Annotated in this window: 13 protein-coding genes and 1 pseudogene; 8 read left to right on the top strand and 6 right to left on the bottom strand. The window is 68.3% G+C overall.

Annotated features, from left to right (window positions below; all coding sequences use genetic code 11):
• The first annotated feature begins 5 nt into the window (after positions 1-5).
• Positions 6-440 (top strand): DUF6474 family protein, encoded by a 435-nt coding sequence (locus ACH413_RS16685; RefSeq protein ID WP_360047106.1) that lies wholly within the window; start codon positions 6-8, stop codon positions 438-440.
• Here the strand turns inward: ACH413_RS16685 and ACH413_RS16680 are convergent.
• Complete coding sequence (locus tag ACH413_RS16680; RefSeq protein WP_360047105.1) at positions 418-2,067, bottom strand: BCCT family transporter; 1,650 nt, start codon at positions 2,065-2,067, stop codon at positions 418-420. The genes ACH413_RS16685 and ACH413_RS16680 overlap by 23 nt on opposite strands.
• A 59-nt stretch (positions 2,068-2,126) precedes the next feature.
• Here ACH413_RS16680 and ACH413_RS16675 point away from each other — a divergent pair, with 59 nt between their 5' ends.
• Genes ACH413_RS16675 through ACH413_RS16660 form a run of 4 tightly spaced genes read left to right on the top strand, consistent with a single transcriptional unit; the run spans position 2,127 to position 4,966 of the window.
• Positions 2,127-2,642, top strand: a complete 516-nt coding sequence (locus tag ACH413_RS16675) for a hypothetical protein (protein ID WP_360047104.1) — start codon at positions 2,127-2,129, stop codon at positions 2,640-2,642.
• Positions 2,643-2,691: 49 nt separating this feature from the next.
• Positions 2,692-3,423: a YcnI family protein gene (locus ACH413_RS16670; protein ID WP_360047103.1), complete on the top strand. Its 732-nt coding sequence runs from the start codon at positions 2,692-2,694 to the stop codon at positions 3,421-3,423.
• The gene (locus ACH413_RS16665; RefSeq protein WP_360047102.1) at positions 3,420-3,950 is read left to right on the top strand and encodes a copper resistance CopC family protein; all 531 of its coding nucleotides are present in this window, start codon (positions 3,420-3,422) and stop codon (positions 3,948-3,950) included. Before ACH413_RS16670 ends, ACH413_RS16665 begins: the two co-directional genes overlap by 4 nt.
• Positions 3,947-4,966 (top strand): CopD family protein, encoded by a 1,020-nt coding sequence (locus ACH413_RS16660; RefSeq protein ID WP_360047101.1) that lies wholly within the window; start codon positions 3,947-3,949, stop codon positions 4,964-4,966. Before ACH413_RS16665 ends, ACH413_RS16660 begins: the two co-directional genes overlap by 4 nt.
• Here ACH413_RS16660 and ACH413_RS16655 read toward each other — a convergent pair.
• Positions 4,959-5,785 (bottom strand): annotated as a pseudogene (locus tag ACH413_RS16655) (LysR family transcriptional regulator). The gene ACH413_RS16660 and the pseudogene ACH413_RS16655 overlap by 8 nt on opposite strands.
• An 87-nt stretch (positions 5,786-5,872) precedes the next feature.
• On the opposite strand from ACH413_RS16655, the gene ACH413_RS16650 reads away from it, so the two are divergent.
• Positions 5,873-6,583 (top strand): SDR family oxidoreductase, encoded by a 711-nt coding sequence (locus ACH413_RS16650; RefSeq protein WP_360047100.1) that lies wholly within the window; start codon positions 5,873-5,875, stop codon positions 6,581-6,583.
• Positions 6,584-6,668: 85 nt separating this feature from the next.
• Here the strand turns inward: ACH413_RS16650 and ACH413_RS16645 are convergent, their stop codons facing one another.
• Together ACH413_RS16645 and ACH413_RS16640 are read right to left on the bottom strand one after the other, a co-directional pair.
• Positions 6,669-6,950: a hypothetical protein gene (locus ACH413_RS16645; RefSeq protein WP_093596166.1), complete on the bottom strand. Its 282-nt coding sequence runs from the start codon at positions 6,948-6,950 to the stop codon at positions 6,669-6,671.
• 153 nt (positions 6,951-7,103) lie between these two features.
• On the bottom strand, positions 7,104-8,486 hold the full coding sequence (locus ACH413_RS16640; RefSeq protein ID WP_319976323.1) for a helix-turn-helix transcriptional regulator: 1,383 nt from the start codon (positions 8,484-8,486) through the stop codon (positions 7,104-7,106).
• A gap of 191 nt (positions 8,487-8,677) precedes the next feature.
• On the opposite strand from ACH413_RS16640, the gene ACH413_RS16635 reads away from it, so the two are divergent.
• Together ACH413_RS16635 and ACH413_RS16630 are read left to right on the top strand one after the other, a co-directional pair.
• A complete protein-coding gene (locus tag ACH413_RS16635; RefSeq protein WP_307790106.1) occupies positions 8,678-8,968 on the top strand; it encodes a hypothetical protein in 291 nt (96 codons plus the stop codon).
• 13 nt (positions 8,969-8,981) lie between these two features.
• On the top strand, positions 8,982-9,341 hold the full coding sequence (locus tag ACH413_RS16630; RefSeq protein ID WP_030480258.1) for a hypothetical protein: 360 nt from the start codon (positions 8,982-8,984) through the stop codon (positions 9,339-9,341).
• Between the two features lie 247 nt (positions 9,342-9,588).
• Here ACH413_RS16630 and ACH413_RS16625 read toward each other — a convergent pair whose 3' ends face one another.
• Both ACH413_RS16625 and ACH413_RS16620 read right to left on the bottom strand, forming a co-directional pair.
• Positions 9,589-10,371: an SDR family NAD(P)-dependent oxidoreductase gene (locus tag ACH413_RS16625; RefSeq protein WP_360047099.1), complete on the bottom strand. Its 783-nt coding sequence runs from the start codon at positions 10,369-10,371 to the stop codon at positions 9,589-9,591.
• Positions 10,371-11,531 carry an MFS transporter gene (locus ACH413_RS16620; RefSeq protein ID WP_360047194.1) on the bottom strand — a complete coding sequence of 387 codons (1,161 nt, stop codon included), beginning with the start codon at positions 11,529-11,531 and terminating at the stop codon, positions 10,371-10,373. The genes ACH413_RS16625 and ACH413_RS16620 overlap by 1 nt, the downstream gene beginning before the upstream one ends.
• Between the last annotated feature and the right edge of the window lie 17 nt (positions 11,532-11,548).

Genomic DNA, 11,548 nt, shown 5'->3' with positions numbered 1-11,548 from the left:
CCCGAATGGCGCGCAAAGCGAAGGCCGGCTTCACGCCCAGCAGGGCCAAGAGCCTGGTCGGTGTCGCGAAGGTGGTGGCGCCCGCGCTCATTCCGGTGCTGGCCCCGGTGATCGCCCGCGGAGCTGGGGTTTTGAGCGAGCAGTACGACCGCTATCGGGCGCGCCGGCTCGGTATCGACGTCGCGGACATCGGTAAGTACTCCGGTTACGGCGCCCGGCTGCACGCGCGAATTGTCGGCTTCTCCGAGTCGTTGGAGACATTGCGGGCGACTGATTCCGATTGGGTTTCGAAGACCGAGTCGCGCCTTGCTCAGCTCCTCGCCGCGGTGCGCGCCTCCGAGCGCATGCCGACGGCCCGGCGCAAAGCGGCGCACCGGGCCGTCGGAACTGATCTGGAGATGCTGGAGCAGGAGTTGCTCAGGCGCCTGAACGTGCGCTGACGTCCGGTTTCCTGCCGGTCACCTCGGCCACGGCCTTGACCGCCGCCTCCTCGACCACCTGACCGGGGTCGAGGTGCGCGGTGACCTCCTCCATCACCTCGGCGACCCGTTCCTCACGCCTGATCATCGGGTCGGAGCGCAGGTCCTTGGCCAGCGAGACGCAGAGCCCGATCATGACGACCATGAACGGCAGCGCCGCGATGATCGTCAGGTTCTGCAGCCCTGTCAGCGCATCGGACCCGCCGACCAGCAGCATCACGGCGGCGACGGCACCGGTCACCACACCCCAGAAGATCACCACGGGCTTCGTCGGCCGGATGGTGCCCTCCTGCGAGAGCGTTCCCATCACGATCGACGCGGCGTCGGCGCCGGACACGAAGAAGATCGCCACCAGGAGCATCACGACGACGCCGGCGACGGCGGCGAGCGGGAACTGGTCCAGCAGCGAGAACAACTGCGATTCCGGAGTGGACTGACCGGCGAGGTCGACGCCGTTGCGCTGTTCGAAGATGGCCGTGCCACCCAGGATCGCGAACCACACCAGCGACACCGCGGACGGCACCAGGATCACGCCGGCGACGAACTGCTTGATCGTGCGGCCACGCGAGATGCGCGCGATGAACATGCCGACGAACGGCGTCCACGAGATCCACCACGCCCAGTAGAAGATCGTCCAGCCGGACAGCCAGGTCTCGGTCGCGTCGCCACCGGAGGCAGCGGTGCGGCCGGCCATCGTCGCGAGCTCGCGGAAGTAGTCACCGAGGGCCGTGGGCAGCAGGTTCAGGATGAACACGGTCGGTCCGACGACGAACAGGAACAGCGCCAGCGTCACGGCCAGCACCATGTTGATGTTCGACAGCCACTGGATGCCCTTCGAGACACCCGAGACGGCGGACGCGACGAACGCGACGGTCAGGATCGCGATGATCGCGACCAGCACGCCCTTGCCGACCTGACCGGCCCAGCCGGCCGCCTCCAGCCCGCTCCCGATCTGCAGGGCGCCGAGACCGAGGGAGGCGGCCGAGCCGAAGAGAGTCGCGAAGATCGCCATGACGTCGATCGCACGACCCCAGCCGCTGGCGGCCCGCCTGCCCAGCAGGGGGGCGAAGGCCGAGCTGATCAGCGAGGACCGTCCCCGGCGGAAGCTGCTGTAGGCGATCGCGATGCCGACGATGGCGTAGATCGCCCACGGATGCAGCGTCCAGTGGAAGAGCGTGGTCGCCATCGCGGTCTCCAACGGATCTCCGTCGGAACCGGGCGGCGGCTTCACGAAGTGCGTCAGCGGCTCGTTGACGCCGTAGAACATCAGGCCGATGCCCATGCCCGCGCTGAACATCATCGCGACCCAGGACACGGTCTTGAACTCGGGTTTCTCGTCGTCCTGACCGAGCGGGATCTTGCCGTAACGGCTGAACGCGAGCCACAGCGCGAAGACCACGAAGCCGGTGGCGGAGAGCACGAAGGCCCATCCCAGATGCTGGATGATCCAGCCGAGCGCCGCCTTCGAGGCAGACGCCAAACTCTCGGTACCGACGATTCCCCAGGTCACGAACGCAAGCGTGAGACCTGCGGCAACGCCGAACACAACCCGGTCGGTACGGCCCGGCTTGTCGCATTGAACGGTCATGCGGCCCTAGATACCCACTCATAGACCGGGGCAAACTCCTCCGATTACCCTCAACCCTCGTGAGCACCCGGACGAGTGAGTTGCGCACCCTTCGCGGTGCCGCACTCGCGCTGACGTCTGCCGCGCTCACCATCACCGCCCACGGGCTGGGCGGCGGCGAGATCTCCGAGTTCATCCACGCCTTGCCACTGGTGGCGCTGATCGCGTTCGCGGCAGCCTCACTGGCCGACAAGCGCACCGGACGGCTCTCGGTCATCGCCGGGCTCGGCACGGCCCAGCTCGCCCAGCACCTGCTGCTGACCTGGGTCAACCACGAGCACACCAACACGCTGACCGGCCAGATGTTCGTGGCGCACCTCGTGGCCGCGACACTGACCGGGCTGTTGCTGTTCCACGCCGAGAACGCCCTGTTCAGGCTGTTCGCCGCCGTCACCCGCCTGATCCCCCGCAGGCTCACGCCGCTGCCGGTCAGCACGCCGATGCGGACGTTCCCCCGCACGCCGTACCTCCAGAACGCTCACCACCTGGAGATTTCGCGTGCGAATGGGCGGCGCGGCCCGCCCTGTGACTCCTGATCATCCGTATCCCTCTGCAGACCCCTTTGGCATCAGGAGCCACAACTTCATGTCTACAAATCGATTTGGTGTGCGCACGCTCGCCGTTGTCGCCGTTGCCGGATTCGCCGTGCTCGGCACCCCGACCATCGCATCGGCGCACGTCAGCGCCCAGCCGGCCGAGTTCACCCAGGGCGGCCGCGCCACCTTCGCGTTCCGCGTCCCGAACGAGCGCGACAACGCCGGCACCACCAAGATCGAGGTGACCCTGCCGCAGGACACCCCGCTCACGTCGGTGCGCACCAAGCCGCTGGCCGGCTGGAAGGCCGAGGTCGTCAAGGGCAAGCTCGACAAGCCCGTGACGCTCGCCGGCAAGGAGGTCACCGAGGCGTTCAAGACGATCACCTGGACCGCCGAGCCCGGTGCGAAGATCAACGTCAACGAGTACCAGGAGTTCTTCGTCGCCATCGGCACGCTGCCGGAGGGCAAGGACAAGCTCGAGCTCCCGACCAAGCAGACCTACGAGAACGGCGAGGTCGTGGACTGGGCCCAGGCCGCCGGTGCGGACGGCAAGGAGCCGGAGCACCCGGCGCCCGCGCTGAAGCTCGCCCCGAAGGCCGCCGCCGGTGACGACCACGGCCACGGCACGACCCCGGCCGCCAACAGCACCGAGACGCACGAGGCGTCCGCTGCCGGTTCCGACAAGACCGCCCGCTACCTCGGTGGCGCCGGCCTGGCCGTCGGTGCGCTCGGCCTGGGCTTCGGTGTCGGCGCGATCCTCCGTTCGAGGCGCAAGGCATGAAGCGCGCTCTGATCGCGTTCCTGTTCGCTGGTGCGGCCGTGCTCGCCACGGCCGCCCCCGCGGCGGCGCACAACGCGTTGATCGGCAGTGACCCGAAGGACAAGACCTCGCTGGAGGTCGGCCCGTCGACCGTCACGCTGACGTTCGACCAGGACGTGCAGGGTGGCCAGGGCATCAACGCCATCTCGGTCGTCGACGCGAACGGCGGCCACTACGAGGTCGCGGGCGACCCGACGATCAAGGACACCGCGGTCTCCGCGAAGGTCAACGCCCTGGGCAAGGCCGGCGAGTACAAGATCGGCTACCGCATCCTGTCCGCGGACGGGCACCCCGTCTCCGGTGAGCTGACGTTCACGCTCACGAAGGACGGCACCGGCACGCCCACCGCCGCGACGAACGACGCCGCGACCGGCGACTCGGGTTCGAGCGACGGCCTGCCCATCTGGGTGTGGATCGTCGGCGCCGTGGTGCTGCTCGGCGGTGGCGTGTTCTTCGCGCTGCGCGGTGGCGGAGGCGCGAAGGCATGAGCGACGTCCGGACCGCCGCCCCCACCCACTACCGCGTGCTCGCCGGACTCGTGTTCGGCGCACTCGGAGGCATCGCGCTCGGCCTCGTGCTGGCACCACCCGTCGTGGTCGCCGGGGTCGTCGACGCCGGGGCGGCGGTCCGGTACGGCCTGCCGGTCACACGGGTGTTGCTCGACATCTCGGCGACGATCGTCGTCGGGCTGTCGATCCTGCCGAAGCTGCTCGGCTTCGACCGGCCCACGCACACCGAACCGGTCATGCGTCTCGCCCGGCCGGCCGCGGTCATCGCCGCCGCCGTCTGGGTGGTCGCCGCGCTGATGGCGATCGTCCTGCAGGCCGCTGAACTGCGGCCGGGCAGCGACGTCAGCATCGGCAACGCCGTCGACTACATCGCGAACGTGGGCGCCGGGAAGGGCCTGCTGTTCAGCGCCTCCTGCGCGTTCGTCTACCTGATCATCGGCGTGATGGCCGTGCGCGGCGGCGAGTCCGTACCCGCTGAGCTGCGGATTCTCGTCTCGATGTTCGGGCTGCTGCCGATCCCGGTGACCGGGCACGCCTCCAACTGGAAGTACCACGACTACTCGATGGTCTCCATGGAGCTGCACGTGCTGGGCGCCGCCGCGTGGACCGGCGGGCTCGGCGCGTTGATGGCGCTGGTCGCCTACCGCAAGGGGCTGCTGGCGATCGCGCTGCCGAGGTTCTCGAAGATCGCGACCGTCAGCCTGGTCGTCGTCGCGGTCACCGGCCTGTTCAACGGGTTGCTGGAGCTGATCCTCAACCCGATCGTGCCGTTCCCGCAGTCGCTGTTCACGACCGGCTACGGCCTGCTGTTCCTGGGCAAGGCCGTGTGCGCGGGACTGATCGCGCTGCTCGGCGCGCACATCCGGTGGCGGTTGCTGCCGAAGATCTCCCAGCACAAGGTCACCGCGATCGTGCAGTGGGCGATCCTGGAGGTGACCATCATGGGCGTCGCGTTCGGCCTCGCCGTGATCCTGAGCCGCGCCCCGGTCAGCTGAACCCGGTCGCGACCCTGACCAGGTCGGCGACCGCACGCGACCTGCTGTGCGGCGGCCACGCGATCACCGTCGTCACCTTCTGCGCGTCCACCACGGGTACCGCGGCCAGGCCCTCGAGCAGGCCGGAGCGGACGACCTCCGGCATGACCGCGACCGCACGGCCGAGCGCGATCATCTGGAACAGCTGCGTCAGGTTGTGCACCTCCATGCCGGGACCGGGGAGGTAGCTGCCGTCGGGCTCCGGCCAGCGCGCGAGTTCCGGCAGGTCGATGACGTCGGCCATCCGCAACCGACCGGCGCCGGCCAGCGGGTGCGAGCTCGCGAGGATCGCGAACTGGCTCTCGGTGCGCAGCGGCTCGACGTCGAGTCCGGCGGTCGAGTCGTACGGCTCGTGCATGATCGCCACGTCCGCCCGCCCGTCGAGCAGCGGCTGCCGGGTGTGGGCCTCGCACAACAGCAGGTCGACGGCGACCGCACCGGGTTCGGCGGCGTAGGCGTCGAGCAGTTTCGCCAGCAGTTCGCTGGAGCCACCCGCCTTGGCGGCCAGCACCAGCGCAGGCCTTCGACGTTGCGGGTGCGCCTCTCCGCCGCGGCGACCGCCCCGAGGATCGCCCTGGCCTCCGCGAGCAGCACCGCGCCGGCGTCGGTGAGCGAGACCTTGCGACTGGTGCGGGTCAGCAGCGCGACGCCGAGCCGGTGTTCGAGCTGAGCGATCGTCCGGGAGAGCGGTGGCTGAGCGATGCCGAGACGGTCGGCGGCGCGGCCGAAGTGCAGTTCTTCCGCCACCGCGACGAAGTACCGGAGCTCTCTGGTCTCCACCCCGCCACCGTATCGATATCCGCCGGGTATCGGTGCCAGACCGAAGTGATGTTGGTTCTGACGACGCCGCCGACCACGATCAAATGCATGAGCGAACAGACGATTGCGCTGGTCACCGGCGCGAACAAGGGAATCGGCTACGAGATCGCGGCGGGCCTCGGGATGACCGTCGGAGTCGGCGCGAGGGATGCGCAGCGTGGCGAGGAGGCCGCGGCGAAACTGCGCGCGAACGGCGTCGACGCGTTCTTCGTGCCGTTGGACGTGACCGACGACGAGAGCGTCCAGGCAGCGGTGGCACTGCTCGAGGAACGGTTCGGCCGCCTCGACGTGCTGGTCAACAACGCGGCGATCGCCGGAGCGTGGCCCGCGGCGCCGTCCGCCGCCACACCGGAAAGCCTGCGGGAGGTGCTGGAGACCAACGTGATCGGCGTCGTCCGGGTCACCAACGCGATGCTGCCGCTGCTGGCCCGTTCCGCACGGCCGCGGATCGTCAACCAGTCGAGCCACCTGGCGTCGCTGACGCTGCAGACCAACCCTGAAGTGGAGTTCGGCGAGGTCAACGGGACCTACACGCCGGCGAAGACGTTCCTGAACGCGCTGACCGTCCAGTACGCGAAGGAGCTCACGAACATCAAGGTCAACGCCGTCTGCCCCGGTTACGTGGCGACCGACCTCAACGGTTTCCAGGGGACCAGCACACCCGCGGACGGCGCCAAGGCGGCGATCAGGCTGGCCACGCTGCCCGACGACGGCCCCACCGGCGGTCTCTTCGACGACGCCGGGACTGTGCCCTGGTGAGGCAAATGTTCAACGTGAAACATCCACAACTTCGACCGGACTCGGCGAGTGGTCCGATCGGCGCGACGAGCTGCGCACGAACGGACTAGTCGGTGATCAGTCGGGCTGAAGATTCTTCCCGCATTCGCGCCAGCCGGTTCATCGTCCGCTGACCGCGGCGGTCCAGCTCACGGCTGTCGATCCAGCCGTTGGCGTAGTAGCGGTAGTCCTGAGCCAGCGCCACGAGCTCGGCGAGGTAGTCGGCGGATCGTCGCCGTCGCTCCTCGTCAAAGCCCGCCAGCAGCGGTAGCTGGGTGTCCACCACCTCGTCGAGCAACTGCGCGGACCGCAGCGCTCTCCTGGAACGCCACCTCCGAGTAAGGCTCACGCGCCGCACCTCGTCCTTCGCCCCGACCTGCCGCACCTTAGGCGTGGATTTCTCGCCCGTCGATGCTGCATTCGTGTGCGAAGGTCCTGGCGTTACCGGTTCGTGTCCCACGCCATCCGATCGTGGTGCTATAGGACCCAAACGAGATTGCCACTAGGCGGCGCTGTCAGCTCCGGTGAAGCGTGCGACGCGCTCGGCCAGTTCACGGGCCTCGGGGTTGTTGCGGCGCTTCTCGGCCTCCTGGCGAAGCGGCTCCATGCGCTGCTTCGTGCGGACCGACTTCAGGCCTTCGGACAGGTCGACGGCCTGGCCACCGACCTTGGCGCCGTGGTCGACGTCGCCCTGGATGAGGTGGTTGATCGACATCGAGGTGAGGTTGAACGACCGGCTGCGGGCCATGTCGTCGCCGAAGCTGTTGATCGCCTTCGAGAGGTAGGGAATCGCGGTGCGGGCGTACTTGACGTCCACGGACTGCGCGAGTTCCGTGTGCACGGTACCGATCATCGACGAGAGGTCGATCTCGTTGAAGAACCGCGCCCAGGCGGGTGCTTCGACGACGTCCGCGCGGGAGAACTCGTCACGCGCGCGGCCGAGCAGCTTGAGCGCCTGCTCGTCGGAACCCATCTTCGCGTAGGCCCAGGCCTCGTTCGCGCACAGGATGCCCACCGCCAGTTCGGAACCGGAGTTCTGCGCGGCCAGCTGCCCCAGCTGGAACACCTTCAGCGCGTCGTCCGGGGCGTTCTGGTGCAAGTAGACGCGGCCCATGCGGTACAGGATGTTCGCCATCAGGGCCTCGTTCTCGCCCTGCTTCGCGAGGTCGAGCGCCTGGCCGAAGTGGTTGCGGGCCGAGTCCATCAGGCCCGTGTCGAACGACGTCCAGCCGGCGAGGTTGTGCAGGTCTGCCAGGGCCACGAAGAGCCGCTGGCGAACGATGTCCGTGGAGCTCGCGCCGAGCATCTGCTGTCCCCAGGACAGCTGGGCGACCACGGCGTCACGGCAGGAGCCGCCGCCGTACTGGTAGTCGAGGGCACGCAGAGCACGGGTGGCCGCTTCGACCTGCCGCACGTCCGTCATGCCGATGCGTCCCGGAGCCGGAGTCTGTGTGGGGTGTGAAACCCACGACCCGGAGTCCGCTCCGAACACGGCCGCGCCCACTGTCACGGCGGCGGCGTGCGCGAGGAACTTCCGACGCTTCACCGACTCTTCCTCCTCCGGATGGGGTGAGTCCGCAGCTGCGGCCACCCTTACTGCCGTTGTCTCGTCATAGGCGAGACCCATGTATCCACGTGGGACACCCAAGCCGATGGCGATCCTCGTCAGGACGTCGTACGCCATCACCTGGCGTCCCTTGAGAATCTCCGAGACTTCGGACTGCGACTGCCCAGTGAGCGCCGCGATCTGGCGCTGGGACACGCCGTGCCTTCGGAGCAGCCGGTAGACCGAGCTGATCTCTCGTCGGGCAAGTGCGTCCCGCATCTCCTGGTGGTCCCACACCTCGGTGGGGATCGGAGAGCCCTGGGAACTCATGGTGTTCATCGCGCACCCTCACAGTCCGTTGGGCGTCATCGGCAGACTAGGGGCAGGTCCCCGAGCCCGAGAAGTCCTCTTCGGCGGAGCTGATCGGCTCTACCGAACACCGCTTACCGCTCACCGTAAGACTTCCACCGGTGGGCGCTGTGACGTCCCGTTCCGGCATGAATCATCGCAATCTAGATTCCGGTAAGCGAGTGAGCACGGAGAGGAACGACCTAATAGTGGACAGCTCCTCCTCAGGCTCCACCTCCATTGTGGAGACGGGTGACACCGAATCCACATGGCGCGGCATGACCGGGCAACGTCGGACGTGGCAGATCAGCTGCGGCGACGTGGTCGACCGGGACCGCCAGCTCACCGTGAAGGTCGTTCAGGGCCAAGTGGTCCTGGTAGGCCCTCCCGGGGAGACGGCAGTCTTGTCCCACGACCAGCTCGTACAGCTCAGGGCTGCGCTACGCGAAGCCGCCGACCAGGCGGAAAGGTGACGGTGACGTTTCGATGGACGCGATCCTCGGACAGGTTCTTCGCAACGCTGTGTGGGAACGCCTCGACCTGCTCACAGAGCTGGCGAGCCGCGCTGACGCCCCGTCCCTCCTGTCGGTGGCTCGATCCGAGCTCCCTCGGCTGACCGAGGGATGGCGTGCACTTCTGGCAGCGCACGAGCCGGACGAGAAGGGCAACTGCCCTGAATGTTCCGGCCGTTGGCGCCAGCAGAAGTCACCTTGCTCGGTGTGGCGCGCCGCGTACGAACACCTGGTTGCGGGCGGACTCGCCCCGCGCCCGGCTCGCCATCTGCGCGAGGCCCCGGTGACTCCTCCTGTCACCCGGTCCCGCCGCGCGGTGGCTCGAGCCCACTAACGGGCGTTTGCGACTGACCTGGCGTCCCCCCGACACGACCAGGTCTGCAAACCGCCTACTGACCGGTGGCCCGCGATGTGCGAACCCCCGACCGCTACATCGCGGGCCCCGGTCAGCTTTACAACTCCACAGATTCCCGCGGGCCGGTGACGTGCACCTTCCCTCCCCGACCGTTACTGGTCCGCGGTCACCAACCACGGCCCCTGTCTGCACCTCCCGCGCAGATAGGGGCCGTTTTCATGCCCTTCTAGCGGTGCGTGCCCGTCTTCCAGGCCAGGTACGAGGTCAGGCCGGGAAACAGCCGGCCGGAGAGTTCGAACGCCTTGAGCTGCCACGGGAACAGGTGCTCGGCACGTTCCTTCTCCACCGCGTCCACGATCGCCTTCGCGCACTGCTCCGGCGTGACCGTGGGGATCATCAGCCGGGCGATGGCCGGGATTCGTTCTTCCGCACCGGGGTTGTTGTTGAAGTACTCGCTGGAAACCTTGCCCGGCACCACTTCGCTGATCCCGACGCCGGTTCCGCGCAGGTCGAGGCGCAGTGACGCGGTCAGCCCGCGCAGCGCCCAGCGCGACGACTGGTAGCCGACGCAGCCGGGAATCGGCAGGCGGGACACCGGCGAGTTCACGTTGACGATCCAGCCGGAACCCCTGGAACGCATGGCGCCCAGGTACTCCCTGGTCAGCAGCAACGCCGCCAGGTACGGCACGGCGGTCATGGTGACCAGCTCGTCCGCCGACGTGTCGTCGAGGAAGAGCCATCGCCCGACACCCGCGTTGTTGACCAGCACATCCGGCGTCGGCACGTCTTCCGCGAGTGCGCGAATCTGCTCGGCGTCCGCCAGATCCGCCGGATGAGCGGTCGCCGAGCCGCCGAACTCGGTGATCCGTTTGACCTGTAGATCGAGCAGTTCGGCGCTCCGGGCCACAAGGTGGACATGAGCGCCGTGAGCGGCGAACCGGAACGCCGCCTCCGCGCCGATTCCCTGGGACGCCCCCGTGACCAGAACTTTCTTGCCCGACAGCTGCATCAGACCACCGATCGCACTCGACTCATCAACACCGCGGCCAGCGTCGTCGCCAGCGCGGAGACCGCGAACAGACCGCGGTAACCGCCCAGGTTGGCGAGGATCAACGCGGTCAGCAAGGGGGCGATGACCTGCGGTAACGCGTTGGCCACGTTGAGCACGCCCAGGTCCTTGGCCCGGTCGGACGCGGCCGGCAGCACCTGGGTGAGCAGCGCGATCGCGACGGCCCAGTACGTGCCGAAGCCGACGCCGAGCAGCGGAGAGGCGATCAGCACGGCGGTCCAGGTAGGCCAGATCACCAGGATCAACGCCGCCAGGGCCATCACGGCCGCGGCGCCGTACACATACGGCTTTCGGCGACCAGAACGATCACTCCGTGCGCCGAACAGCACTGCTCCTGCGGCGAGCGCCACCCCGTACAGCGCCATGAGCACCAGCAGACCGTCCTCCGGCGACTCGTGGTGCACCACGTCGCCGAGGAAGTAGAGGAGGTAGAGCGTGCCGAAGGCGTTGCCGAGGTTGATCATCAGGTGCCCGCCCCACGCCCACGCGAAGTCGGGGTGCTGCTTCGGCGAGATCCAGAACGTCGGCCGCACGGGCTTCGTGATGAGCTGCGTGTCGGGTGTGCGCAGGACGAAGAAGATGGCGCCGGCCAGCACGATGACCGCGCACGCCAGATAGCCCGCCTGAAGTCCGCTGACCAGCAGCGTCACCACGACCGCGCCCAGCACGGTGCCGAGCATCTGGCTGATCCCGATGAGCCCGCCGACCTGGGCCCGTTGCTCGACCGGCACCCGGTCGGGCACGGCCGAGGTCAGCGCGGCGAGCATTCCGCCGATGCCGGCCTGCACGAGGCACCAGCCGATGGTCATCACGACCACCGACGGCGCGTTGGCGAGCACGGCCAGGCCGATGGCACCGACGACAGCGCCGGCCAGCGTCCACGGGTGGCGGCGGCCGAACCGCGAGGTCGTGCGGTCGGACAGGAACCCGATCAACGGCACGACCAGCAGCGACACCAGGCCGCCGAAGCCGGTGACGATGCCGAACACCAGCTCCTTGTTCGCCTTGTTCAGCAGCTCGGCCTGTTGCGGCAGCAGCACCTGGATCGGCGCGTAGACCGCCAGCCACAACCCGAGGTTCGCGCAGAACAACCAGGCCATCCAGCCGCGGCGAACCC

The organism is Lentzea sp. NPDC020367, from assembly GCF_044387305.1.
Lineage (GTDB): Bacteria > Actinomycetota > Actinomycetes > Mycobacteriales > Pseudonocardiaceae > Lentzea.
The sequence above is the reverse complement of the archived record's forward strand: the minus strand, read 5'-3'. Positions and strand labels throughout refer to the sequence as shown.

What these genes read in the sequence shown, in the direction of transcription:
- ACH413_RS16685 (WP_360047106.1), top strand. Translation starts at nt 6, where the DNA reads ATGGCGCGCAAAGCGAAGGCCGGCTTCACGCCCAGCAGGGCCAAGAGC.
- ACH413_RS16680 (WP_360047105.1), bottom strand. Translation starts at nt 2,067, where the DNA reads ATGACCGTTCAATGCGACAAGCCGGGCCGTACCGACCGGGTTGTGTTC.
- ACH413_RS16670 (WP_360047103.1), top strand. Translation starts at nt 2,692, where the DNA reads ATGTCTACAAATCGATTTGGTGTGCGCACGCTCGCCGTTGTCGCCGTT.
- ACH413_RS16665 (WP_360047102.1), top strand. Translation starts at nt 3,420, where the DNA reads ATGAAGCGCGCTCTGATCGCGTTCCTGTTCGCTGGTGCGGCCGTGCTC.
- ACH413_RS16660 (WP_360047101.1), top strand. Translation starts at nt 3,947, where the DNA reads ATGAGCGACGTCCGGACCGCCGCCCCCACCCACTACCGCGTGCTCGCC.
- ACH413_RS16650 (WP_360047100.1), top strand. Translation starts at nt 5,873, where the DNA reads ATGAGCGAACAGACGATTGCGCTGGTCACCGGCGCGAACAAGGGAATC.
- ACH413_RS16640 (WP_319976323.1), bottom strand. Translation starts at nt 8,486, where the DNA reads ATGAACACCATGAGTTCCCAGGGCTCTCCGATCCCCACCGAGGTGTGG.
- ACH413_RS16630 (WP_030480258.1), top strand. Translation starts at nt 8,982, where the DNA reads ATGGACGCGATCCTCGGACAGGTTCTTCGCAACGCTGTGTGGGAACGC.
- ACH413_RS16625 (WP_360047099.1), bottom strand. Translation starts at nt 10,371, where the DNA reads ATGCAGCTGTCGGGCAAGAAAGTTCTGGTCACGGGGGCGTCCCAGGGA.
- ACH413_RS16620 (WP_360047194.1), bottom strand. Translation starts at nt 11,531, where the DNA reads ATGGCCTGGTTGTTCTGCGCGAACCTCGGGTTGTGGCTGGCGGTCTAC.